Source organism: Burkholderia cepacia (assembly GCF_001718835.1).
Classification (GTDB): Bacteria; Pseudomonadota; Gammaproteobacteria; order Burkholderiales; family Burkholderiaceae; genus Burkholderia; species Burkholderia cepacia_F.
The window spans coordinates 381,840-404,771 of sequence record NZ_CP013443.1; the positions used below are offsets into that span (position 1 = coordinate 381,840).

A 22,932-nucleotide genomic window follows, 5' to 3' on the forward strand; every position below is an offset into this window, starting at 1 on the left:
AAGAAAAGGGTGGGGCGCCGCGCAGTCGCGGCCGCCTTGCCCTTTTTTGTTGTCAGTCGGAGTTTGAATGAGCGTTACCACGTCGGGGTTGCAGTCGAAGTCGGGTCAGGGTGCGTCGAGGCGCGCGGTCGAGCTGCTGAGCTCGATGCGCTTCGCGATTGCGCTGCTGGTGGTGCTGTCGATTGCGAGCATCATCGGCACGGTCCTGACCCAGGACGATCCGTATCCGAATTACGTGAACCAGTTCGGGCCGTTCTGGGCGGACATCTTCCGCTCGCTCGGCCTGTACAACGTGTACAGCGCGTGGTGGTTCATGCTGATCCTGATCTTTCTCGTCGTGTCGATCTCGCTGTGCGTGATCCGCAACGCGCCGAAGATGCTCGCCGATGCAAAGAGCTGGAAGGACAAGGTTCGCGAAGGCAGCCTGCGGGCTTTCCACCACAAGGCCGAGTACACGGCTGCCGGCACGCGCGCGACCGTCACGGCAACGCTCGCCGCGTTCGTCACCAAGGCCGGCTACAAGCACGTCGTGCGTGAAAACGACGGCGCGACGCTGATCTCCGCGAAGCGCGGCGCGATGACCAAGTGGGGCTACATCTCCGCGCACCTCGCGATCGTCGTGATCTGTATCGGCGGCCTGCTCGACAGCAACCTGCCGATCAAATTCCAGATGCGGATGTTCGGCAAGAGCCCGGTCAACACGAGTGCGACGATCAGCGAGATCTCGGCCGACCATCGCCTGTCCGCGTCGAACCCGACGTTCCGCGGCTACGCGTGGGTGCCGGAAGGCCAGTTCGTGTCGACCGCGATCCTGAACCAGCCGAGCGGCTCGCTGATCCAGGACCTGCCGTTCTCGATCCAGCTCAACAAGTTCATCGTCGACTACTACACGACGGGCATGCCGAAACTGTTCGCGAGCGACATCGTCGTGATCGATCGCGAGACCGGCCAGAAGATCCCGGCGCGCGTCGAGGTCAACAAGCCGTTCACGTACAAGGGCGTGTCGATCTACCAGTCGAGCTTCCAGGACGGCGGCTCGCAGATGCAGATGACGGCCTATCCGATGACGGGCGGCAACGCGAAGACCTTCCCCGTGCAGGGCACGATCGGCAGTTCGGCGCCGCTGCAGATGCCGGGCGCCGACGGCGACACGATCGAGTTCGCCGATTTCCGCGCGATCAACGTCGAGAACATGGCCGACGCGAACGGCAAGCCGGACGTGCGTGGGGTGGCGACGACGAGCTCGCTGAAGGAAGTGTTCGACGAACGGCTCGGCTCCGGCGCGAAGACGTCGAAGCCGACGCAGCTCCACAACATCGGCCCGTCCGTGCAGTACAAGATCCGCGGCAAGGACGGCCAGGCGCGCGAATTCAACAACTACATGCTGCCCGTCGACATGAACGGCGAGCGCGTGTTCCTTGCCGGCGTGCGCACGAGCCCGAACGACCCGTTCCGCTACATGCGGATCCCGGCCGACAGCCAGGATTCGATCGGCGAATGGATGCACCTGCGCGCCGCGCTCGAGGATCCTTCCGTGCGCGCCGAAGCCGCCGCGCGCTTCGCGCAGCGTTCGCTGCCGGGCACCGACGCATCGCTGCGCAGCCGCCTGCAGGATAGCGCGCTGAAGGTGCTGACCCTGTTTGCGGCCGGCGACGACGGCGCCGGGCGCGGGATGGACGGCCAGCCGCTCGGCGGCTTCCAGGCCGTGGCGACGTTCATCGACCGCTCGGTGCCCAAGGCCGAGCAGGAGAAGGCAGCGAGCCTGCTGCTGCGGATGCTCGAAGGCTCGATGTGGGAGGTCTGGCAGATCGCGCGCGAGCGTGCCGGCGAGCCGCCCGTGCAGCAGGGCGCGGAGTCGGTCCGGTTCGTACAGAACGCGATCAACGCGCTATCCGACAGCTTTTTGTATGGATCGCCGGTCTATTTGCAGCTTGACTCATTCAAGCAGGTGCAAGCTTCGGTATTTCAGTTGACGCGCGCACCGGGCAAGAATCTGGTGTATCTTGGCAGCCTGCTGCTGGTCGCCGGCATCTTCTCGATGTTCTACGTGCGCGAGCGGCGCCTCTGGTTCTGGCTGAAGGACGCCGGTTCGGGCGTCGATGTGGTGATGGCAATGTCCACGGCCCGCAAGACCTTCGATTTCGAGAAAGAATACGTGCAGACGCGCGACGCGGCCGGTGCCGCCTTGCACGCCGCACCTCGCGATGCCGCACCGGCATCGGCTCCCCGCCCGCCGGCCGGCGGCGGTTCAGAGAATTCCACCCGGTAACATCATGGATCTCACGCAAGTTTCCCCCGCCCGCGAGGCGTCGGATCAGGCCCCGATTCCGGCGCCGCTGTTCGACGATCGTCCGTTCCTCGCGCGCCTGTCGTTGCTCGACTGGCTGTTCGCACTGGCGCTCGTGGTGGGCGCGGGCTATGCGCTCGTGCACTACAACGCGCACATGGATTACTACGACAAGGCGGTGATGATCGGCACCGTGCCGGCGCTCGTCGCGCTCGGCTGGCGCTGGAAGCCCGCGCGGCTGATGATGGCGTCGATCGCCGTGCTGGCGCTGCTGTCGATCCAGATCTACCAGGGCGATCTCGCGCGCGCCGATTCGGCGTTCCTCCTCAAGTACTTCCTGTCGAGCCAGTCGGCGATCCTGTGGATGAGCGCGCTGTTCGTGCTCGCGACGATCTTCTACTGGATCGGCCTGCTCGCGCGCTCGGAATCGGGCTCCGCGATCGGCCAGAAGCTCACGTGGGTCGCCGTGCTGATGGGCTTCACCGGCCTGATGGTGCGCTGGTACGAGTCCTACCTGATCGGTGCGGACGTCGGGCACATTCCGGTGTCGAACCTGTACGAAGTGTTCGTGCTGTTCAGCCTGATCACCGCGCTGCTCTATCTGTATTACGAAGGCCACTACGGAACGCGTTCGCTCGGCGCGTTCGTGCTGCTGGTGATCAGCGCGGCGGTGGGCTTCCTGATGTGGTACTCGGTCGCGCGCGATGCGCAGCAGATCCAGCCGCTCGTGCCGGCGCTGCAGAGCTGGTGGATGAAGATCCACGTGCCCGCGAACTTCATCGGCTACGGCAGCTTCGCGTTGTCGGCGATGGTGTCGGTGGCGTACCTGATGAAGGAGCGCGGCGTGCTCGCGGATCGCCTGCCGACGCTCGAGGTGCTCGACGACGTGATGTACAAGTCGATCGCGGTCGGATTCGCGTTCTTCACGATCGCGACGATCCTGGGCGCGCTGTGGGCGGCCGAGGCATGGGGCGGCTACTGGAGCTGGGACCCGAAGGAAACCTGGGCGCTGATCGTGTGGCTCAACTATGCGGCATGGCTGCACATGCGCCTGATGAAGGGCCTGCGCGGTACGGTGGCCGCGTGGTGGGCGCTGACGGGCCTGCTCGTGACGACCTTCGCGTTCCTCGGCGTCAACATGTTCCTGTCCGGGCTGCACAGCTACGGCAAGCTGTAAGATTCCCGCTGCTCGTCCGACTATGAGACCGCCGGTGCACTGCGTGCCCGGCGGTTTTCTTTTGTAACGGACGGGCGGTCCGGCCGTCGAACGTCGCAAGATCAGTCGGGTCGAACGCGCATGAACCTGCGCGCGGCGCAGGCAGGAGGAGCAGCACGATGTGGATCAAACGCCCTTTGCTGAACGTACTGACCGGTAGCGATATCGCGCCCGGCGAAATCACGCCGCGCGCGGTCTTCGAGAACCGGCGGCGCGTGTTGCAGGCGGCCGGCCTCGCGGCGGCGGGCGGCCTGCTCGGCGGCAGCGGCGCGGCATTGGCCGCCTATGCGTCGCCCGACGCGCGGGCTGCGAAGCTCGCGGCGAAAACGAACCCGAAGTTCGTCGCGGCCGACAAGGTGACGCCGTTCAAGGACATCACGTCCTACAACAACTTCTACGAGTTCGGCACCGACAAGAGCGACCCCGCGCAGAATGCGGGCACGCTGCGGCCGCGCCCATGGCGCGTGAGCGTCGAGGGCGAGGTGCTGCATCCGAAGGTGTTCGATCTCGACGAACTGCTGAAGCTCGCGCCGCTCGAGGAGCGCGTGTACCGGCTGCGCTGCGTCGAGGGATGGTCGATGGTGATTCCGTGGATCGGCGTGCCGTTGTCCGAGCTGATCAAGCGGGTGCAGCCGACCGGCAATGCGAAATACGTACAGTTCATCACGCTGGCCGACCCGTCGCAGATGCCGGGCCTGTCGACACCCGTGCTCGACTGGCCGTACTCGGAAGGGCTGCGGATGGACGAGGCAATGAATCCGCTGACGCTGCTGACGATGGGCGTCTACGGGCAGGTGCTGCCGAACCAGAACGGCGCGCCGGTGCGTATCGTCGTGCCGTGGAAGTACGGTTTCAAGAGCGCGAAGTCGCTCGTGAAGATCCGCTTCGTCGACAAGCAGCCGAAAACGAGCTGGAACACCTACGCGTCGAACGAGTACGGCTTTTATTCGAACGTGAACCCGAACGTCGATCATCCGCGCTGGAGCCAGGCGACCGAGCGGCGCATCGGCGAGGACGGCTTTTTCACGCCGAAGCGCAAGACGCTGATGTTCAACGGCTACGGCGATCTGGTCGCGTCGATGTATCAGGGCATGGACCTGAAGAAATTCTTCTGACGCGCACCGATGAGAAACGACATGCCCGCTTCGACGCTCGCGCCGGCGCCCGCCGCCGCGCTCCGGCCGGACAAGGCCCGGGCCCGGGCCGCTCCGCCGCGCTGGCTCGCTCCTGCCAGGGTGCTGGCCTTCGCGGCCGGCCTGACTCCGTTCGCGCGCGTCGTGCTGTTCGGGCTGACCGATCGGCTCGGCGTGAATCCGATCGAGTTCATCACGCGTTCGACGGGCCTCTGGACGCTCGTGATGCTGTGCGTCACGCTCGCCGTCACGCCGCTTCGGCGCATGACGGGGTTCGTCACGCTGCTGCGCTTTCGCCGGATGATCGGGCTGTTCGCGTTCTTCTACGCGACGCTGCACTTCACGACTTACCTGTGGTTCGACAAGTGGTTCGACGTCGTCGCGATCCTGAAGGACGTCGGCAAGCGCCCGTTCATCACGGTCGGTTTCGCCGCGTTCGTGCTGCTGATTCCGCTCGCGGTAACGTCGCCGCGCGCGATGGTGCGCCGGCTCGGCCGCCACTGGGCGACGCTGCACAGCGCGATCTACGCGATCGCGCTGTTCGGCGTGCTGCACTTCTGGTGGATGAGGGCCGGCAAGCACGATCTCGCGCAGCCGAAGCTGTATGCGGCGATCGTCGCCGTGCTGCTCGGCTGGCGGCTGGTTGCATGGGGATGGCGGCGCGTGCGGGGTTGACGGGCCGCGAATCGCGACACACCAACAACAAAGGCGATGACCGCGTGGTCATCGCCTTGTTTGCCGCCGTTGCGTGGTTGCTGTCTCGCCGCGTTACTGCGGGCTGGCCGAGCCGGATGCGGGGGCCGGTGCAACGGCGCCGCTCGACAATTCGGGCGACAGCATGAGCGGCGTGCCGGACGAATCGGGCACACTGTCGGACGACGCGTTTTCATCGGTCGGCTTCACGTCCGACGGCGGTGTGTCCTGCTGCTGGTCGACCGGTTTCGGCGGAAGAGGCGGCACGGTGGGCAGATAGAGCGCGCCGCTTTGACCGCAGCCGGCAAGAATCGCCAAAGCCGCTACAATCGCGCTCATCCGGAAAACGACTCGCATGATCGTCCCTGAACAATTGAACCGATAGAGTTTAGCATGTCCGATACCGAATACCTGACCCGTGCCGAGGCCGTGCTGGCGGCCGTCGAGCGTACCGTCGACGACGCCAACGACGGCGATCACGACATCGATCTGGAGCGCAACGGCAGCGTCCTGACGCTGACGTTCGAGAACGGCTCGAAGATCATCGTCAACCTGCAGCCGCCGATGAAGGAAGTGTGGATCGCCGCGAAGGCCGGCGGTTTCCATTACCGGTTCATCGACGGCGCATGGCGCGATACGCGTACGGGCACCGAGTTCTTCTCGGCGCTCACCGAATACGCGACGCAGCAGGCCGGCCTGCCGATCACGTTCAGCGCATGACGATCGGGGCCCGGCCCCGATGCGTGATCCAACGAAAAAAGCGCCCCGCGGGGCGCTTTTTTCGTGTCCGGGCCGAGGGTCAGTGCGCCTGGAACAGGTTCATGATGTCCTGCTTTTCCTGCTCGTCGACGTGCGGCACGGTCGCGTCGACGTTCTGCGCGGCAGGCGCCTGCGGTACGCCGACCGTCGACACGAAGCCGTGACCCGGCGCGAACTCGGTGAAGTACAGCTCGCCGCCGAGCGATTCGACGCCGTCCGGCACCGTCGGCTTGAACTCGGGCACGCCCTTCAGCGCGGCACCCATGTAGTCGATCCAGACGGGCAGCGACAGGCCGCCGCCCGTTTCGCGATCGCCGAGGCTGCGCGGATTGTCGTAGCCGATCCACGCGATCGCGGCGAGCGTGTGCTGGTAGCCGGCGAACCACGCGTCGTGCGAGTCGTTCGTCGTGCCGGTCTTGCCCGCGAGGTCGGTGCGCTTCAGCACGTTGGTCCGTGCGCCCGTGCCGCGCTGCGCGACGCTCTGCAGCAGGCTGTTCATCACGTACGCGTTACGCGCGTCGATCGCGCGCGGCGCATTCTGTTCGGCGACGAGCGGCTGCGCGCGCACGACGATCGCGCCGTTCGGATCGGTGACTTCGGCGATCAGGTACGGATTGACGCGGTAGCCGCCGTTCGCGAATACCGAGTACGCGCCCGCCATCTGCAGCGGCGTGACCTGGCCCGCGCCGAGTGCCATCGGCAGGTACGCCGGATGGCGTTCGGCGTCGAAGCCGAAGCGCGTGATGTACTGCTGCGCGTACTTCGTGCCGATGTGGTTCAGGATCCGGATCGACACCAGGTTGCGCGAACGCTGCAGCGCGGTGCGCATCGACATCGGGCCTTCGAAGCCGCCGCCGTAGTTCTTCGGCTCCCACGGCTGGCCGCCCGTTTCGGCCGCGCTGAAATACAGCGGACCGTCGTTGATCACCGTTGCCGGCCCGAGACCCTTGTCGAGCGACGCCGAATAGATGAACGGCTTGAACGACGAACCCGGCTGCCGCCACGCCTGCGTGACGTGGTTGAACTTGTTCTTGTTGTAGTCGAAGCCGCCGACGAGCGAGCGGATCGCGCCGTCCTGCGGGACGATCGACAGGAACGCCCCCTCGACCTGCGGCAACTGCGTGATCGACCATTTGCCGGCATCGCTCTTCACCACACGGACGATCGCGCCCGGGCGGATGCGGCGATTCGGCTGCGCATTGGCCGACAGCGCGCCCGACGCGAAGCGCAGGTTGTCGCCTTCGATCGTCGCACTGCTGCCGTCGATGAACGCGACCGTGATCTGGCGCGGGGTGGCGGCCGTGACGACCGCGGCGATCAGTTCGCCGTTGTCGGGGTGTTCGAGCAGCGCATCGTCGATCGCCTGCTCGCGGTCGTCGGCGCCGGCCGGCAGTTCGATGAAGCCTTCCGGCCCCCGATAGCCGTGCCGGCGTTCGTAATCCATGATGCCCTTGCGCAGCGCGGTGTACGCGACCTGCTGGTCCGCGGAGTCGATCGTCGTGACGACGTTGAAGCCGCGCGTGTAGGTTTCCTCGCGGTACTGCGCGTACATCATTTGTCGGACCATTTCCGCGACGTACTCGGCGTGCACGCTGAAATCGCGGCCCGGACCCTTGACGACGAGCGGCTGTGCGACGGCCTCGTCGTACTGCTCGCGCGTGATGAAGTTCAGCTCGAGCATCCGTTGCAGGATGTATTCCTGGCGCACCTTCGCGCGCTTCGGGTTCACGACCGGGTTGTACGCGGACGGCGCCTTCGGCAGCCCCGCGAGCATCGCCGCTTCGGCGAGCGTGATGTCCTTCAGGTCCTTGCCGAAGTAGACCCGCGCGGCGCTCGCGAAGCCGTATGCGCGCTGGCCGAGATAGATCTGATTCATGTAGACCTCGAGAATCTGATCCTTCGTCAGCGCACGCTCGATCCGGTACGCGAGCAGCATCTCGTAGATCTTGCGCGTGTAGGTCTTCTCGCTCGACAGGAAGAAGTTGCGCGCGACCTGCATCGTGATCGTGCTCGCCCCCTGCGACGCATGGCCGTTCGTCAGCGCGACGAAGCCGGCGCGGACGATGCCGGTGAGGTCGACACCGCCGTGATCGTAGAACCGCGCGTCCTCGATCGCGAGGATCGCCTTCTTCAGCGAGTCGGGCACGTCCTTGAAATGGACGACGTCGCGGCGCTCTTCGCCGAATTCGCCGATCAGCACGTGATCGGACGTATAGATGCGCAGCGGCACCTTCGGGCGATAGTCGGTCAGCGCGTCCAGCGACGGCATGTTCGGCCACGCGACGACGAGCGCGTAGCCGAGCACGAGGCCGCCGGCCACGACGAGCGCCACGCACACCGTCACGAGGCCGATCAGGATTTTCAGCCACCAAGGCCGCTTCTTCGGCTCCGGGGCGGGAGGCGGGGACGTAGGAGTCGTGGATTGCATAGGCATACCGGAAAACAGTCCCGCGATTATAGCTGCCCGGTAAGACCGGTCCTGACGGGCGAGCACCCGTCGCGCGGCCGCGGGTTGCCGCCCCTCCAGCATAGCGCGCTGGCGCATGCGTTTCGCGGCGTTGGCCGTTCGGCCGACTGCCGGCCGCGCGTGCCGCTCGCCAGAATGCGAGCCTGGGATTGCGGCAGGGGCCGCAGCGACGGCGGGAGGCTGGGATGGACGGACGATGGGCGGTGCGATTCGAGATGGGCAGGCGCACGGCGACAGGGATCGACGTCGGTGCGGACGAGGTGAGGGTGGTCGTGCTGAGCCGGCGCGGGCGCGGCGCGGACGTGCGCGTCGAAGGGCTCGAGACGGAGCCGCACGGGCTGTCCGACGGGCCCGACGAGGTTCGCTGGGCGGCGGTCGCGCGTGCGCTGGCCGCGGCCGTGTCGCGTCTGGCGGCGCGCGGGGTGCGGTGCGACGCACGCGGCGTGATGGCGCTGCGGGACGACGAGATGCACACGGCGACGCTCGACCTGGCCGGGCGCAACGACATCCCCGATGCCGCGCGCCAGGCCGCGGAACGCATCTCCGGGCTGGCGCCGGACAGTCTCGCATTCGACTGGCGGCACGACGGCGGTACGCGGCCCGGCGAGATCGCAATCGCCGCCGCGCCGCAGGCCGCGCTGCAGCGGCGGGTCGACGCGGCCGCTGTGGCTGGTGTCGATCTGACGGCGGTCGACGGCGAATCGATCGCGGCGCTGCGGGCGTTGCGTTTTGCCGCGCTGCGCGAATCGGAGGCAAGCGAGCCATGCCTCGCGCTCTGGTTCGGCGATGCGGGCGTGCGCGGCTGGTGGCTGGAAGGCGGGGAGGCCGTGTCGCAGTTCACGTTTCCGGATCGCGCGCATGCGGCGCTGCCCGACGTATTGCGCGCGCGGGTGCGCCGGCCGGCCCGCTGTGCGCTCGTCGGCGGCGACGAGCGCTGTCTCGCGCGGTTCGGCACGTCCGTCGCCGAGATCGGCGACCTGCTCGGCGCGAGCGCGATGCCGTTCGAGTGCGCGCGTTGGGGCGGCGAAGCGTCCGCGGCGCCGGCCGGTTCCGTCGGCGGGCCGGCATTCGCGGTTGCCTTCGGGCTGGCGTTGCGCGGAGTGTGGGAATGAGCTCGCCGACCGTGTTGCCGGGGGCGCCGCAGAAGCCGGCGGCCGCGTTCGCGTGGCTCGACCTCGACGGATTCAACCTGCTGCCATATCGCGACCGCCTCGCGCGGGCCATGCGTCGGCGCCGGGCCGCGCAATGCGGCGCAGCGATCCTGCTCGGCATCCTGGGCGTCGGCGCATGGACGGGCGGGGCGGCGTGGCTGCGCATGCGAACCGATGCCGAACGTGCTGTCGTCGAGGCGCGGCTGTCGAGGCAACAGCCCCGGGTGGACGCGGCGGCGCGTGCCGCGCGGATGGTCGCCGCCGCCGCACAGCGCGACGCGCAGGCTGCGGCGCTGGCGGCGCCTTACCGGCGGGCCACCGAACTGCTCGTGTTGGTGGCGCGGGTTCGCGATGACGGCATCGGGCTGGAAGCGTTGCGCATGACGGCGTCCGGCGCGGTGCTCGACGCGCGGGCCGCGAGTTATCGGGCCGCGGCGCGGTGGCTCGACCGCATCGCGCGCGAGCAGCACGGGTGGCGCGTCGACGTCGACGCGCTGAAGCCGGCCCCGGCGGAGCCGGCGGGCGCGACGCGGATGCCGTTCCGGTTCTCGGTGCAACTGCGCTGGCACGACGGACCGCCCCGCGACGCCGGGCAGGGGGAGCGGACATGACGGCGCTTGCGTATCGATTCGGGAGCGGCGACGGCGGGAGAAACGGCGCGACGCGGCGCGCGCTGCCGGTTGCGTCGCACGTCGCAGGCTGCCTGCTCGCGTTCGGCATGGTGCTGGCGGGCGGCGTTCACCTCTCGGCCGCCGCGGACTGGAGCGGCCTCGCCCGCAGCCGCGCGTCCCTGGATGCCGCCAGGGCGCGCGCTGCCGAGGCCGAGCGCGCGCTGGCGCAGGCCGCGATGCATCGCGCGGCGCCCGCCAGGACCGACGACGGCCGCGGCGAGCCGGCGGCACCCGGCTGGCCGGCGCTGATGCTGGAGCTGGCCGATCGCGCCGCGTCGAGCGGGCTGCGGGTCGTCTCGTTCGAGCCGCAGCCCGAGCCGGGCGCCCGGCAGGACGTGCGGCGCACGGTGCGCATCGTCGCGGATGGCGGCTTTCCGGCGCTGCGGCGGATGGTCGGCGCCCTGGCGACGTTGCCGGTGCTGGTCGTGCCGACGGCGATAAGCGCCGAGCGCGCCGAGCGCGCCGGGCGGGCCGCGCGCGTCGGGCTGTCGCTCGACGTATTTCCCGCGATGCCGGTCGGTCGCGCGGCATACGGCGACCGACCGATCGCCGTGGCTTCGCAGGACGCGGATCCGTTCGGCATCGGAGACGAGCCGGGAATGGGCGACACCTTGCCGCCCCGGCTCGCCGGCGTGATGCGCGACGCGCGCACCGGCCTCGCGCTGTTCGACGACGGCGCCGGGGCCATTACCGCCGTGGCGGCCGGCGAGGCGGTCGGGGCGATGCGCGTGGTGCGGGTCGAGGCGGACGCGGTGACGCTGGCGACGAGGAACGGGCCGCGCAGGATGGGGCTCGATGACGAGGGCATGCAATGGTGAGAAGCATGCTGAGAGCGGCAGTTGTCTGGATCGGGTTGTACGCTGCCGCGGCGTCGGGCGCGTTGCCGCCGCTGCCGCGCGTGTGGCCGGCAGCGGCGTGGCGCGCCGACGGGCCGGATGTGCCTGACGTGCCGCTGCCGCAGGGCGCCTTCGCCGGCATGGAGCACGCGCCGTTGCCAGCCGAGCCGCCAGCGGGGCCGGAGCCGACGCCGCCGCGCGCCGCGCCCGCGACGATCGCAGCGACGGCGCCCGCCCTGGAAGGCCCACCGGTCCCGCTGCCGCCGCCGGTGCGCATGAGCGACGCCGCGCGCCGGCCCGGCGATGCGGACGACGACCGGCGGATCTCGCTGAACCTGCACGGCGTCAGCCTGGCCGCCGCGTTCGACGCATTCGCGCGCTTCACCGGACTCAATATCGTCGTCGGCGAGCAGGTGCGCGGCACGGTCACGTTACGTCTGAACAATGTCCGCTGGCGCGATGCCTTCGACACGCTGCTCGACACGCACGGGCTCGCGATGTCACGGCGGGGTAACGTGATATGGGTCACGCCGGCCGCCGAACTGGCCGCGCGCGAGCGCGAACGCTTCGAGGCGCACGCGCGGGCGGCGGATCTCGAGCCGCTGGCCAGCCGCACCTTCGTGCTCCACTATCCGCGCGCGCCGGACGTGCAACGGCTGCTGGCCGGCGCGACCGGCCAGCGCCTGCTGTCGAAGCGCGGCGCCGCGGCGGCGGATCCGCGTACGAACCTGCTGTTCGTCACTGATCTCGCGCCGCGTCTCGACCAGATCGCGAGCCTGATCGATGCGATCGACCGGCCGTCGCGGCAGGTCCGGATCGAGGCCCGCATCGTCGAGGGCGAGCAGGGCTTTTCGCGCAATCTCGGCGCCCGCCTCGCATTGCGCGCCCGGGAGCGGGCGGCGGCGGCCGACGGCGCCGCCTTCACCGCAGGGACGCGCAACGCGCTCGACCTTGCCGGGCGGCCGCTCGGCGGATTCGAAGCGGCGACCGCCGGCTTCACGCTGTTTGCCGCGCCGCTCAGCCGTGTGCTCGACGTCGAACTGAGCGCGCTCGAGGCGCAGGGGCGGGGCCAGATCGTTTCGAGCCCGCGCGTGGTGACCGCCGATCGCGTCAAGGCCATCGTCGAACAGGGGTCGGAACTGCCGTACCAGGCGAAGGTGGGCAATGGCGTGAGCGGCGTTCAATTCCGCCGGGCGACGCTCAAGCTCGAGGTCGAGCCGCAGATCACGCCGGACGGGCGCGTCGTGCTCGACCTGGACGTGACGAAGGACAGCGTCGGCGAGCCGACGGCGGCCGGCCCGGCGATTCATACGAAGCACGTACAGACGCGCGTCGAGGTCGAGAACGGCGGGACGGTCGCGATCGGCGGGATCTATGAGCAACTGAACCGGAACGATGTGACGCGCGTGCCGCTCTTGGGCAAAATACCGATTCTGGGCGCGCTTTTCCGTCATCGCGCGCAACGCGACCAGCGCAGCGAACTGGTCGTCTTCATTACGCCGACCGTCGTCGACGCGCGCTGCGATGCACGCGGCATGGGCAGCGCAGATGCCGAAAAAACGGGGCCTGAAGCCGCCGGCGCAGGCTCGACAAGGCAGCCGCTTTGCCAGTAAGCTGCGCCACACACCAGCAAGATTGAAGCAGAGGAAGCCGTTGCAAGCGCGGGACCCACATGCAAACGTATTTTTCGTCGGCCTTATGGGAGCGGGTAAGACCACCGTGGGCCGTGCGGTCGCGCGTCGTCTCGACAGGACGTTCTTCGACTCCGACCACGAAATCGAGGCCCGTACGGGCGCACGCATTCCGGTGATCTTCGAGCTGGAGGGCGAGGCCGGGTTTCGCGATCGCGAAACGCAGGTCATCGCCGATCTCACGCAGCGCGAGAACATCGTGCTCGCGACGGGCGGCGGCGCGGTGCTGCGCCCGGAAAATCGCGACTGCCTGAAAAGCAACGGCATCGTCGTCTACCTGCGCGCGAACCCGCACGACCTGTGGCTGCGCACGCGCAAGGACAAGAACCGCCCGTTGCTGCAGACCGAAGACCCGAAGGGGCGCCTCGAAGCGCTGTATGAAGTGCGCGACCCGCTGTACCGCGAATGCGCGGATTTCGTCATCGAGACCGGCCGTCCGTCGGTCAACGGTCTCGTCAACATGGTGCTGATGCAACTCGAACTGGCGGGCGTCATCGCCAAGCCGCTACAAGCATGATTACTGTCAACGTCGATCTGGGCGACCGCGCCTATCCGATTCACATTGGCGCCGGCCTGATCGGCCGCGCGGAGCTGTTCGCACCTCACATCAAGGGTTCTTCCGTCACGATCGTCACGAACACGACGGTCGATCCGCTCTACGGCGACGCGCTGCGCGCGGCGCTTGCGCCGCTCGGCAAGCGCGTGTCGACGGTCGTGCTGCCCGACGGCGAGGCGTACAAGAACTGGGAGACGCTGAACCTGATCTTCGACGGTCTGCTGACCGACCGCGCGGACCGCAAGACGACGCTCGTCGCGCTCGGCGGCGGCGTGATCGGCGACATGACGGGCTTTGCGGCCGCGTGCTACATGCGCGGCGTGCCGTTCATCCAGGTGCCGACGACGCTGCTGTCGCAGGTCGATTCGTCGGTCGGCGGCAAGACGGGCATCAACCACCCGCTCGGCAAGAACATGATCGGCGCGTTCTACCAGCCGCAGGCCGTGATCGCGGACATCGGCGCGCTGACGACGCTGCCCGACCGCGAACTGGCGGCCGGTGTCGCCGAGATCATCAAGACCGGCGCGATCGCCGATGCGGCATTCTTCGACTGGATCGAGGCAAACGTCGACGCGCTGAACCGTCGCGACCCGGCCGCGCTCGCGCACGCGGTGAAGCGTTCGTGCGAGATCAAGGCGAGCGTGGTGGCGGCCGACGAACGCGAAGGCGGCCTGCGCGCGATCCTGAACTTCGGCCACACGTTCGGTCATGCGATCGAGGCCGGGCTCGGCTACGGCGAGTGGCTGCACGGCGAGGCGGTCGGCTGCGGGATGGTGATGGCGGGCGACCTGTCGGTGCGGCTCGGCCTGCTCGACGAAGCGTCGCGGCAGCGCCTCGATGCGGTGATCGCGGCCGCGCACCTGCCGACCCGCGGGCCCGCGCTCGGCGACGCGCGCTACATGGACCTGATGCGCGTCGACAAGAAGGCGGAGGCCGGCGCGATCAAGTTCATCCTGCTGAAGCGATTCGGCGATACGCTGATCACGCAGGCGCCGGACGAAGCCGTATTCGCTACACTGGCGCAGACGACGCGCTGACGGCGGCCCGGATGCCCCGGCGCCCCTGACATGGAGGAGACGTGAGCGAGACATCCAGCAGCACACTGCCCGAAGCCGGCCGCGTATCCGCTGCGCCGGTGGCCGAGCCGCCGACACTGGCGGCGCTGGAAGCCCATCTCGCTCCGTATGCGGCACACGCATCGCAGTCGCGCGGCCGCCGCCATCCGGAAACACCACCGGCGGCGCGCACCGAATTCCAGCGCGACCGCGACCGCATCGTCCATTCGACCGCGTTTCGCCGGCTCGAATACAAGACGCAAGTCTTCGTCAATCACGAAGGCGACCTGTTCCGCACGCGTCTCACGCACAGCCTCGAAGTCGCGCAGATCGCCCGCTCGGTCGCGCGCAACCTGCGCCTGAACGAGGATCTCGTCGAGGCGATCTCGCTCGCGCACGATCTCGGCCATACGCCGTTCGGCCATGCCGGGCAGGACGCGCTGAACGCCTGCATGCGCGAGCATGGCGGCTTCGAGCACAACCTGCAGAGCCTGGCCGTCGTCGACGAGCTCGAGGAGCACTACGGTGCGTTCAACGGGCTGAACCTGTGCTTCGAGACGCGCGAAGGCATTCTGAAGCACTGCTCGCGCGAGAATGCGCGCAAGCTCGGTGCGCTCGGCGAGCGCTTCCTGCAGGGCCGCCAGCCGTCGCTCGAAGCGCAGCTTGCCAATATCGCGGACGAGATCGCGTACAACAACCACGACGTCGACGACGGCCTGCGTTCCGGCCTGATCACGATCGGGCAGCTTGCGGAAGTCGAGCTGTGGCAGCGCCACTACGAGGCGGCGCTCGCCGAGTTCCCGCACCTCGAAGGCCGCCGTCTCGTGCACGAGACGGTGCGCCGCATCATCAACACGCTGATCGTCGACCTGATCGACGAAACGACGCGCAATCTCGCGCGCGTCGCGCCCGCGTCGCTCGACGACGTGCGCGCGGCGCCGCCGCTCGTGGCGCACAGCGAATCCGTTGCCGCCCAGGCGGCCGCCCTCAAGCGTTTTCTCTTCAAGAACCTCTATCGTCACTACAAGGTGATGCGCATGGCGAGCAAGGCGCAGCGCGTCGTCACCGGGCTGTTCGATGCGTTCATCGACGATCCGCGCCTGCTGCCGCCGCCGTACCAGTCCGACGACGCCGCGCAGCAGCCGCGCCTCGTCGCGCACTACATCGCCGGCATGACCGACCGCTTCGCGCTGAAGGAGTATCAGCGCCTGTTCGTCATCGGCGACAACTGACTGTCACAAACGATCACTAGACTTCGCCGGTTCAATGGCGACGGGAATGTTGCACACGCTGTTGGTAACGTTTTCATAGGAGGAGGTCGATGAAGAAGAAGCCTGCGGGGACCATGGTGCGTTCGATCGCGCTCGGCGGCGCGCTGCTGTTCGGCGTGCAGCACGCGGCGCTCGCCGCGACGGAAATCCAGTTCTGGCATGCGATGGAGGCCGCGCTCGGCGAGCGGGTCAACGCGATCGCCGACCAGTTCAACGCGTCGCAGAGCGACTACAAGATCGTGCCGGTCTTCAAGGGCACCTACGACCAGGCGCTCGCGGCCGGCATCGCGGCCTACCGCAGCGGCAATGCGCCGGCGATCCTCCAGGTCTATGAAGTCGGCACGGCCACGATGATGCAGGCGAAGAAGGCCGTCGTGCCTGTCTACGACGTGTTCAGGCAGGCCGGCGTGCCGCTCGACGAAAAGGCGTTCGTGCCGACCATCGCGAGCTACTACAGCGACGCGAAGACGGGCCATCTCGTGTCGATGCCGTTCAACAGCTCGACGCCGGTGCTGTACTACAACAAGGACGCGTTCAAGAAGGCCGGGCTCGATCCGAACCAGCCGCCGAAGACGTGGGCCGACGTGAAGGACGATGCCGAGAAACTGCGCAAGTCGGGGATGGCGTGCGGCTTCACGACCGGCTGGCAGGGCTGGATCCAGCTCGAAAACTACAGCGCGTGGCATGCACTGCCGTTCGCGAGCCGCAATAACGGCTTCGACGGGACGGACGCCGTGCTCGAATTCAACAAGCCGCAGCAGATCGCGCACGTGTCGTTCCTGCAGCAGATGGCGAAGGACGGCACGTTCACGTACGCGGGCCGCAAGGACGAAGCATCGGCGAAGTTCTACAGCGGCGACTGCGGGATCATGACGACGTCGTCGGGCGCGCTCGCGAACCTGCAGAAGTTCGCGAAGTTCAGCTTCGGCACGGGCATGATGCCGTACGACGCGAACGTGAAGGGCGCGCCGCAGAACGCGATCATCGGCGGCGCGAGCCTGTGGGTGCTGGCGGGCAAGGATCCGGCGACCTACAAGGGCGTCGCGAAATTCCTCGCGTTTCTCGCCTCGCCGGCCGTCGCCGCGAAGTGGCACCAGGACACGGGCTACCTGCCGGTCACCAAGGCGGCATACGACCTGACGCGCGAACAGGGCTTCTACGCGAAGAACCCGAGCGCCGAAACCGCGATCAAGCAGATGCTAAACAAGCCGCCGCTGCCGTACACGAAGGGGCTGCGCCTGGGCAACATGCCGCAGATCCGTACGGTCGTCGACGAGGAGTTCGAGCAGGTCTGGGCGCAGAAGAAATCGCCGAAGGACGCGCTCGATTCGGCGGCCTCGCGCGGCGACGAGCTGCTGCGCCGCTTCGAGAAGTCGGGCAGCTGAGCGCGCATCGCGTTCGTGCCGCCGGCCGCGCCGCGCAAGCGCGCGGGCCGGCCGGCGGCGCGGTTTCCTTTCCGTTTCGCCTGACCGGATATCCGCGATGCAATCCCGTTCCCGTTCCCGTTCCCGTTCCCGTTCCCGTTTCGGCACGAGCCTGCTGCCGTACCTGCTGATCGCGCCGCAGCTCGCGATCACCGCCGTGTTCTTCCTGTGGCCGGCCGGCGTCGCGCTGTGGCAGTCGACGCAGATGCAGGACGCGTTCGGCACGTCGAGCGAATTCGTCGGCTTCGCGAACTTCACGCACCTGTTCGCCGATCCGTTGTATCTCGATTCGTTCCGCACGACGCTCGTGTTCAGCACGCTCGTCACGGTGAGCGGGCTCGTCGTGTCGCTGCTGCTCGCCGCGTGCGCCGACCGCGCGACCCGTGGCGCGCGCACATACCGCACGCTGTTGATCTGGCCGTACGCGGTCGCGCCGACGATCGCCGCCGTACTGTGGGCGTTCCTGTTCAATCCGAGCATCGGCCTGATCACCTATGCGCTCGCGAAGGGCGGCATCGTCTGGAACCACGCGCTGAACGGCGGGCAGGCGATGTTCCTCGTCGTGCTCGCGTCGGTGTGGAAGCAGGTGAGCTACAACTTCCTGTTCTTCTACGCGGGCCTGCAGGCGATACCGCGTTCGCTGATCGAGGCGGCGGCGATCGACGGCGCGGGGCCGGTGCGCCGCTTCTTCAATCTCGTGCTGCCGCTGCTGTCGCCCACCAGTTTCTTCCTGCTGGTCGTCAACCTCGTCTATTCGTTCTTCGACACGTTCCCGGTGATCGACGCGGCCACCGGCGGCGGCCCGGCGCAGAGCACGAAGACGCTGATCTACAAGATCTACGCGGAAGGCTTCCAGGGGCTCGACATCGGCAGCTCCGGCGCGCAGTCGGTCGTGCTGATGATCATCGTCGTCGGGCTCACGGTGATCCAGTTCCGTTTCGTCGAACGCAGGGTGCAATACGCATGATCGAGAATCGCAAGGGTTTCGACCTGTTCTGCCACGCGGTGCTGATCGCGGGCGTCGTGCTGATCGTGTTCCCCGTCTACGTCGCGTTCTGTGCGGCGACGATGAGTGCGCAGGAAGTGCTCACGGTGCCGCTGTCGCTCGTGCCGAGCACGCACCTGTTCGAGAACATCGCCTATATCTGGGGCCACGGCAGCGGCGCCGCGACGGCGCCGTTCGGCCGCCTGCTCGTCAACAGCTTCGCGATGGCGCTCGGCATCTCGGTCGGCAAGATCGCGGTGTCGATCCTGTCCGCGTACGCGATCGTCTATTTCCGCTTCCCGTTCCGCAACACGGCGTTCTGGCTGATCTTCGTCACGCTGATGCTGCCGGTTGAAGTGCGGATCTTCCCGACCGTGCAGGTCGTGTCGACGCTGCATCTGACGAACACCTACGCCGGGCTGACGCTGCCGCTGATCGCGTCGGCCACCGCGACGTTCCTGTTCCGGCAGTTCTTCATGACGCTGCCCGACGAACTGATGGACGCCGCGCGCATCGACGGCGCGGGGCCGATGCGCTTCTTCTGGGACGTCGTGCTGCCGCTGTCGAAAACGAGCATCGCGGCGCTGTTCGTGATCACGTTCATCTACGGCTGGAGCCAGTATCTGTGGCCGATCCTGATCACGACGGAGGCATCGCTGTCGACGGCGGTGGTGGGCATCAAGATGATGATCGCGAGCGGCGACGCCGCGACCGAATGGCAATACGTGATGGCGGCGACGCTGCTGGCGATGATTCCGCCGCTCGTCGTCGTGCTGGCGATGCAGCGCTGGTTCGTGCGCGGCCTCGTCGATTCCGAGAAATGAACAACCGACGATAACCGGGAGAAGGACCAGGTATGGCTGCGCTGAGCTTGAAGGGCGTCAGGAAATCCTACGACGGCAAGCAGCACGTGCTGCATGGCATCGACGTGGAGATCGCCGACGGCGAATTCATCGTGCTGGTCGGCCCGTCGGGCTGCGGCAAGTCGACGTTGCTGCGGATGATCGCGGGGCTCGAGACGGTGACGGACGGCGAGATCGCGATCGGCGAGCGCGTCGTCAACACGCTGGAGCCGAAGGATCGCGACATCGCGATGGTGTTCCAGAACTATGCGCTGTATCCGCACATGACGGTCGCGCAGAACATGGGCTACGGGCTGAAGATCCGCGGGATCGAGCGCGCGACGATCGACTCGCGGGTGGCGGCGGCCGCGAAGATCCTCGAACTCGAGCCGCTGCTCGCGCGGCGCCCGCGCGAGCTGTCGGGCGGCCAGCGGCAGCGCGTCGCGATGGGGCGCGCGATCGTGCGCGAGCCGTCGGTGTTCCTGTTCGACGAGCCGTTGTCGAACCTCGACGCGAAATTGCGCGTGCAGATGCGGCTCGAGATCCAGCGGCTGCATGCGCGGCTCGCGACGACGAGCGTCTACGTGACGCACGACCAGATCGAGGCGATGACGCTCGCGCAGCGCGTGATCGTGATGAACCGCGGCTACGCGGAGCAGATCGGCGCGCCGGTCGACGTGTACGAGAAGCCGGCAACGGTGTTCGTCGCGGGCTTCATCGGCTCGCCCGCGATGAACCTGATGCACGGCCGGCTGTCGGACGACGGCGCGACGTTTACGGTCGCGGGCGGCGGCCCCGCGCTGCCGGTCGCGGGTTCGCCCGGCATCGGCGCGGAGATCGCCACCGGGCGCGACTGGGTGCTCGGCGTGCGTCCGGAGCACATGACACCGCAACCGGGCGTCGCGCAGGCGACGCTGCCGGTCGACTCGTGCGAGCTGCTTGGCGCGGACAACCTCGCGCACGGCCGCTGGGGCAACCACGACGTCGCGGTGCGCCTGCCGCACGCGGACCGCCCCGCGCGCGGCACGGCGCTGGCCGCCGCACTGCCCGCACACCGGCTGCATTTCTTCGATCCGGAGACCGGCAAGCGTGCCGGCTGAACCTGCTGCACCTGCCGGGAGACCGACGATGACAACCCGTATCGACTGGCCCTATCCGCGCGTCGTCGCCCATCGCGGCGGCGGCACGCTCGCGCCGGAGAACACGCTCGCCGCGCTCGACGAGGGCGCGCGCAGGGGCCACCGGATGGTCGAATTCGACGCGAAGCTGTCGGTCGACGACGTGACGTTCCTGCTGCACGACGACACGGTCGACCGGACGTCGAACGGCCACGGGCCGGCGGCGGGCATGCGCTACGAGGCGCTGGCCGCACTCGATGCCGGCGCGTGGCTCGACGCGCGCTTCGCGGGCGAGCGGATGCCGACGCTCGAGGCCGCGGCGGCGCGCTGCATCACGCACGGGCTGGCCGCGAACGTCGAGATCAAGCCGTGCCCGGGGCGCGAGCGCGAGACCGGGCAGCGCGTGGCGGCCGACGCGGCCGCGTACTGGCGCCATGCCGAGGTGGCGCCGCTCTTGTCGTCGTTCTCGTTCGATGCGCTGCAACAGGCGCGCGCGACGGCGCCGGCGCTGCCGCGCGGGATGCTTTACGAGGCCGTGCCGGACGACTGGCATGCGCAGGTTGTCGGCGCGCTCGGCTGCGTTTCGTTGCATGCAGACCACAAACGACTGGATGAACCGCTCGTGCGCGCGATCAAGGCGGCCGGCCTGCGCATCCTGGTCTACACGGTGAACGACCTCGAACGGGCGCGCGAACTTGCGCGCTGGGGTGTCGACGCGGTCTGCACGGACCGGATCGACCTGATCGCCCCCGATGCGCTGGACGACATCGCGTAGCGGCATGCCCCGCGCGACGGCGCGTACGGGAAGACCCTGAGACAAAAAAACGACGCCCCGGCGGGATTTCCGCCGGGGCGTTTTGCATCGTGGAGACGTTACGTCAGGAAAAATCCGCTACAAATTGCAGCAGGATTAACCATTCCCCAAATATTCGACTACGCTTAGAAGCGGTAGCCGACGTTCAGGTACGTGACGATCGGGTTCAGCGAGATGTGAGCCTTCGACGTTTCGGTCAGCGTGCCGACCTGGGTCCGCTTGGCCGTCGTGAAGGTCGCGGTCACGCTCACCGGGATGTACGACATCGAGAAGCCGGCGAACCAGTGTTTCGTGAAGTTGTACGTGAAGCCGGCGTTGAAGACGGGCGCCCACTGGTTGCTGGTCTGCGCGCTGGTCGGGCCGCCGAGCACGCCGTTCTCGAACGCGCTGTTCGTGATCTTCGCGCCGGTGAACCAGATATACGAAGCGCCGACGCCGACATACGGACGGAACTTCGCGTTGGCGTCGTTGAAGTAGTACTTCAGGAGGAGCGCGGGGCTCCACTGGTACGCACGGCCGAGCGTACCGAAACGCGAGAACTGGCCCTTGCCGGTGATGTCGAACTTCGGCGGGATGCCGGCGATGAACTCGGTGGCGATGTGATCGGTCACGAAGTAACCGGTTGCCAGTGCGAGCGTGTCGGCGTCGCTGATGCCGGCACCGGTGTTGGGAACCGACTGGTTGATCGGCGTGCCGCCTACGCCGTACAGGAACAGCGGGTCGCTGCTGTCCTGCGGCGCAAGGTGCAGCCAGCCGGTGCTGACGTAGAAATCACCTGCGGATTGTGCATGTGCCGTACCGCCCGCAAACGTAAATGCGAGCGCTGCAGCCCCCGTAATGGCCAGTTTTCGTTTCATTGTGTCTCCTCCGATCTAAGGCGTGCTCATTATGACGACTGCGTTTAAAACCAAACAAGCTCGTAAGTTAGAGTTTTCACCCTAGGATTAGTACGACCGTACGCATCCGCAGGCCGACAGGACGGGCATTCTGTGCAGGTGCGCACTATCGGACCCTCGGGTATCTCCTAACGCGTTCAAACGGACATTCAGCATGGCACGGTTAGCACGACTCTACGTTCCCGACCAGCCGCAGCACGTGATACTGCGCGGCCTGGATCAGCAACCCGCGTTCGTCGACGACCAGGACTACGAACTCTTCATCGATTGCCTGAAGGCCGCCGCGCGCGATCATCACCTGTCGGTGCACGCCTACGTGCTGCTGCCGCGCCAGGTGCAACTGCTCGTGACGCCGAGCGACGAGGCGAGCCTGCCGAAAGCGATGCAGGCTGTCGGCCGCCGCTACGTCGCGCATTTCAACCGGCGCTATTCGCGGCGCGGCACCCTGTGGGAAGGCCGCTATCGCGCGACCGTGATCGAAGGCGAGCGCTATTTCCTGCTCGCGAGCCGCGTCGTCGAGATGAGCCCGGTGCGCGCGCAGCTGGTCGCGACGCCGGAGGCCTATCGCTGGTCGAGCTACCGGCATCACGTCGGGCTCACCGTCGACAGCCTGATCACCGACCATCCGCTCTACTGGGCGCTCGGCAATACGCCGTTCGACCGCCAGCGCGCTTACAAGGAGCTGTGCGAGCAGCCGCTCGACGAGCGGCAGGCCGACCAGTTGCAGCAGGCGACGCTGAAAGGCTGGGTGCTCGGCGGCGAGAACTATCGCGAGTGGGCGGCGCGCACGGCGAACCGGCGCGTGTCGCCGCTGCCGCGCGGACGCCCCAGAAAGGTGCGCGAGAACACGCCGCCGATCCAGCAGTAACGCGGGAAAGGCGGGCCAGAAGCGGCGCTGCGGGCGCCGCTTCTTTTTGCACCAAAACGATACGGCCCCAATAAAACAGCACCATATCGAAGCATCCATTTAATTGGGGTTCAATCAAGCGGTTTTTGTTGCTATTCCCTTGATTCGTCGCGTATATTCCGAATTCCGGTGGCCCGGGCGAAGCATGCCCACCCACTGT

21 protein-coding genes are annotated in these 22,932 nt (G+C 67.6%); 18 read left to right on the forward strand and 3 right to left on the reverse strand.

Features of this window, described 5'->3' with window-relative positions:
* Positions 1-67: 67 nt before the first annotated feature.
* The 4 genes from WT26_RS05085 (at position 68) to msrQ (ending at position 5,311) form a co-directional block, all read left to right on the forward strand.
* On the forward strand, positions 68-2,269 hold the full coding sequence (locus WT26_RS05085; RefSeq protein WP_069272306.1) for a cytochrome c biogenesis protein ResB: 2,202 nt from the start codon (positions 68-70) through the stop codon (positions 2,267-2,269).
* Positions 2,270-2,273: 4 nt separating this feature from the next.
* Complete coding sequence (gene ccsB / locus WT26_RS05090) at positions 2,274-3,464, forward strand: c-type cytochrome biogenesis protein CcsB (RefSeq protein ID WP_069272307.1); 1,191 nt, start codon at positions 2,274-2,276, stop codon at positions 3,462-3,464.
* A 158-nt stretch (positions 3,465-3,622) separates the two neighbouring features.
* The gene (gene msrP / locus WT26_RS05095; RefSeq protein ID WP_069272308.1) at positions 3,623-4,618 is read left to right on the forward strand and encodes a protein-methionine-sulfoxide reductase catalytic subunit MsrP; all 996 of its coding nucleotides are present in this window, start codon (positions 3,623-3,625) and stop codon (positions 4,616-4,618) included.
* 21 nt (positions 4,619-4,639) lie between these two features.
* The gene (gene msrQ / locus WT26_RS05100; RefSeq protein ID WP_069272309.1) at positions 4,640-5,311 is read left to right on the forward strand and encodes a protein-methionine-sulfoxide reductase heme-binding subunit MsrQ; all 672 of its coding nucleotides are present in this window, start codon (positions 4,640-4,642) and stop codon (positions 5,309-5,311) included.
* Between the two features lie 93 nt (positions 5,312-5,404).
* On the opposite strand, the gene lptM is transcribed toward msrQ, so the two are convergent.
* Positions 5,405-5,686 (reverse strand): LPS translocon maturation chaperone LptM, encoded by a 282-nt coding sequence (gene lptM / locus WT26_RS05105; RefSeq protein WP_069272310.1) that lies wholly within the window; start codon positions 5,684-5,686, stop codon positions 5,405-5,407.
* Between the two features lie 36 nt (positions 5,687-5,722).
* On the opposite strand from lptM, the gene cyaY reads away from it, so the two are divergent.
* On the forward strand, positions 5,723-6,049 hold the full coding sequence (gene cyaY / locus WT26_RS05110) for an iron donor protein CyaY (protein ID WP_021161744.1): 327 nt from the start codon (positions 5,723-5,725) through the stop codon (positions 6,047-6,049).
* Between the two features lie 79 nt (positions 6,050-6,128).
* Here the strand turns inward: cyaY and WT26_RS05115 are convergent, their stop codons facing one another.
* Complete coding sequence (locus tag WT26_RS05115; protein WP_069272311.1) at positions 6,129-8,522, reverse strand: penicillin-binding protein 1A; 2,394 nt, start codon at positions 8,520-8,522, stop codon at positions 6,129-6,131.
* 218 nt (positions 8,523-8,740) lie between these two features.
* On the opposite strand from WT26_RS05115, the gene WT26_RS05120 reads away from it, so the two are divergent.
* The 12 genes from WT26_RS05120 (at position 8,741) to ugpQ (ending at position 20,930) form a co-directional block, all read left to right on the forward strand.
* Positions 8,741-9,667: a competence protein ComA gene (locus tag WT26_RS05120; protein ID WP_069272312.1), complete on the forward strand. Its 927-nt coding sequence runs from the start codon at positions 8,741-8,743 to the stop codon at positions 9,665-9,667.
* The gene (locus tag WT26_RS05125) at positions 9,664-10,317 is read left to right on the forward strand and encodes a hypothetical protein (RefSeq protein WP_060020025.1); all 654 of its coding nucleotides are present in this window, start codon (positions 9,664-9,666) and stop codon (positions 10,315-10,317) included. Before WT26_RS05120 ends, WT26_RS05125 begins: the two co-directional genes overlap by 4 nt.
* A complete protein-coding gene (locus tag WT26_RS05130; protein ID WP_069272313.1) occupies positions 10,314-11,195 on the forward strand; it encodes a pilus assembly protein in 882 nt (293 codons plus the stop codon). Before WT26_RS05125 ends, WT26_RS05130 begins: the two co-directional genes overlap by 4 nt.
* Before the next feature lie 5 nt (positions 11,196-11,200).
* A complete protein-coding gene (locus WT26_RS05135) occupies positions 11,201-12,826 on the forward strand; it encodes a type IV pilus secretin PilQ (protein WP_231130457.1) in 1,626 nt (541 codons plus the stop codon).
* Between the two features lie 40 nt (positions 12,827-12,866).
* A complete protein-coding gene (gene aroK, locus WT26_RS05140; protein ID WP_027788566.1) occupies positions 12,867-13,421 on the forward strand; it encodes a shikimate kinase AroK in 555 nt (184 codons plus the stop codon).
* On the forward strand, positions 13,418-14,497 hold the full coding sequence (aroB, locus tag WT26_RS05145) for a 3-dehydroquinate synthase (protein WP_027788565.1): 1,080 nt from the start codon (positions 13,418-13,420) through the stop codon (positions 14,495-14,497). The genes aroK and aroB overlap by 4 nt, the downstream gene beginning before the upstream one ends.
* Before the next feature lie 41 nt (positions 14,498-14,538).
* Positions 14,539-15,747, forward strand: a complete 1,209-nt coding sequence (locus WT26_RS05150) for a deoxyguanosinetriphosphate triphosphohydrolase (protein WP_059522264.1) — start codon at positions 14,539-14,541, stop codon at positions 15,745-15,747.
* An 89-nt stretch (positions 15,748-15,836) separates the two neighbouring features.
* On the forward strand, positions 15,837-17,171 hold the full coding sequence (gene ugpB, locus WT26_RS05155; RefSeq protein ID WP_059522265.1) for a sn-glycerol-3-phosphate ABC transporter substrate-binding protein UgpB: 1,335 nt from the start codon (positions 15,837-15,839) through the stop codon (positions 17,169-17,171).
* 97 nt (positions 17,172-17,268) lie between these two features.
* Positions 17,269-18,177 (forward strand): sn-glycerol-3-phosphate ABC transporter permease UgpA, encoded by a 909-nt coding sequence (gene ugpA, locus WT26_RS05160; RefSeq protein ID WP_069272315.1) that lies wholly within the window; start codon positions 17,269-17,271, stop codon positions 18,175-18,177.
* The gene (gene ugpE / locus WT26_RS05165) at positions 18,174-19,019 is read left to right on the forward strand and encodes a sn-glycerol-3-phosphate ABC transporter permease UgpE (RefSeq protein WP_027788562.1); all 846 of its coding nucleotides are present in this window, start codon (positions 18,174-18,176) and stop codon (positions 19,017-19,019) included. Before ugpA ends, ugpE begins: the two co-directional genes overlap by 4 nt.
* A 32-nt stretch (positions 19,020-19,051) precedes the next feature.
* Positions 19,052-20,137, forward strand: coding sequence for a sn-glycerol-3-phosphate import ATP-binding protein UgpC (locus WT26_RS05170; RefSeq protein ID WP_042977269.1), 1,086 nt, complete (start codon positions 19,052-19,054; stop codon positions 20,135-20,137).
* Positions 20,138-20,165: 28 nt separating this feature from the next.
* Complete coding sequence (gene ugpQ / locus WT26_RS05175) at positions 20,166-20,930, forward strand: glycerophosphodiester phosphodiesterase (RefSeq protein WP_059522267.1); 765 nt, start codon at positions 20,166-20,168, stop codon at positions 20,928-20,930.
* Between the two features lie 164 nt (positions 20,931-21,094).
* Here ugpQ and WT26_RS05180 read toward each other — a convergent pair whose 3' ends face one another.
* Entirely contained in the window at positions 21,095-21,826 is a 732-nt protein-coding gene (locus tag WT26_RS05180) for an OmpW/AlkL family protein (RefSeq protein ID WP_059522268.1), read from the reverse strand.
* 193 nt (positions 21,827-22,019) lie between these two features.
* Here WT26_RS05180 and WT26_RS05185 point away from each other — a divergent pair, with 193 nt between their 5' ends.
* Positions 22,020-22,733, forward strand: coding sequence for a transposase (locus WT26_RS05185; RefSeq protein ID WP_006477151.1), 714 nt, complete (start codon positions 22,020-22,022; stop codon positions 22,731-22,733).
* Positions 22,734-22,932: the final 199 nt, after the last annotated feature.

Bases quoted from the DNA above. Each gene is read 5' to 3' on its own strand.
- WT26_RS05085 (WP_069272306.1), top strand. From the start codon at position 68: ATGAGCGTTACCACGTCGGGGTTGCAGTCGAAGTCGGGTCAGGGTGCG.
- ccsB (WP_069272307.1), top strand. From the start codon at position 2,274: ATGGATCTCACGCAAGTTTCCCCCGCCCGCGAGGCGTCGGATCAGGCC.
- msrP (WP_069272308.1), top strand. From the start codon at position 3,623: ATGTGGATCAAACGCCCTTTGCTGAACGTACTGACCGGTAGCGATATC.
- msrQ (WP_069272309.1), top strand. From the start codon at position 4,640: ATGCCCGCTTCGACGCTCGCGCCGGCGCCCGCCGCCGCGCTCCGGCCG.
- lptM (WP_069272310.1), bottom strand. From the start codon at position 5,686: ATGCGAGTCGTTTTCCGGATGAGCGCGATTGTAGCGGCTTTGGCGATT.
- cyaY (WP_021161744.1), top strand. From the start codon at position 5,723: ATGTCCGATACCGAATACCTGACCCGTGCCGAGGCCGTGCTGGCGGCC.
- WT26_RS05115 (WP_069272311.1), bottom strand. From the start codon at position 8,522: ATGCCTATGCAATCCACGACTCCTACGTCCCCGCCTCCCGCCCCGGAG.
- WT26_RS05120 (WP_069272312.1), top strand. From the start codon at position 8,741: ATGGACGGACGATGGGCGGTGCGATTCGAGATGGGCAGGCGCACGGCG.
- WT26_RS05125 (WP_060020025.1), top strand. From the start codon at position 9,664: ATGAGCTCGCCGACCGTGTTGCCGGGGGCGCCGCAGAAGCCGGCGGCC.
- WT26_RS05130 (WP_069272313.1), top strand. From the start codon at position 10,314: ATGACGGCGCTTGCGTATCGATTCGGGAGCGGCGACGGCGGGAGAAAC.
- WT26_RS05135 (WP_231130457.1), top strand. From the start codon at position 11,201: ATGCTGAGAGCGGCAGTTGTCTGGATCGGGTTGTACGCTGCCGCGGCG.
- aroB (WP_027788565.1), top strand. From the start codon at position 13,418: ATGATTACTGTCAACGTCGATCTGGGCGACCGCGCCTATCCGATTCAC.
- ugpB (WP_059522265.1), top strand. From the start codon at position 15,837: ATGAAGAAGAAGCCTGCGGGGACCATGGTGCGTTCGATCGCGCTCGGC.
- ugpA (WP_069272315.1), top strand. From the start codon at position 17,269: ATGCAATCCCGTTCCCGTTCCCGTTCCCGTTCCCGTTCCCGTTTCGGC.
- ugpE (WP_027788562.1), top strand. From the start codon at position 18,174: ATGATCGAGAATCGCAAGGGTTTCGACCTGTTCTGCCACGCGGTGCTG.
- WT26_RS05170 (WP_042977269.1), top strand. From the start codon at position 19,052: ATGGCTGCGCTGAGCTTGAAGGGCGTCAGGAAATCCTACGACGGCAAG.
- ugpQ (WP_059522267.1), top strand. From the start codon at position 20,166: ATGACAACCCGTATCGACTGGCCCTATCCGCGCGTCGTCGCCCATCGC.
- WT26_RS05180 (WP_059522268.1), bottom strand. From the start codon at position 21,826: ATGAAACGAAAACTGGCCATTACGGGGGCTGCAGCGCTCGCATTTACG.
- WT26_RS05185 (WP_006477151.1), top strand. From the start codon at position 22,020: ATGGCACGGTTAGCACGACTCTACGTTCCCGACCAGCCGCAGCACGTG.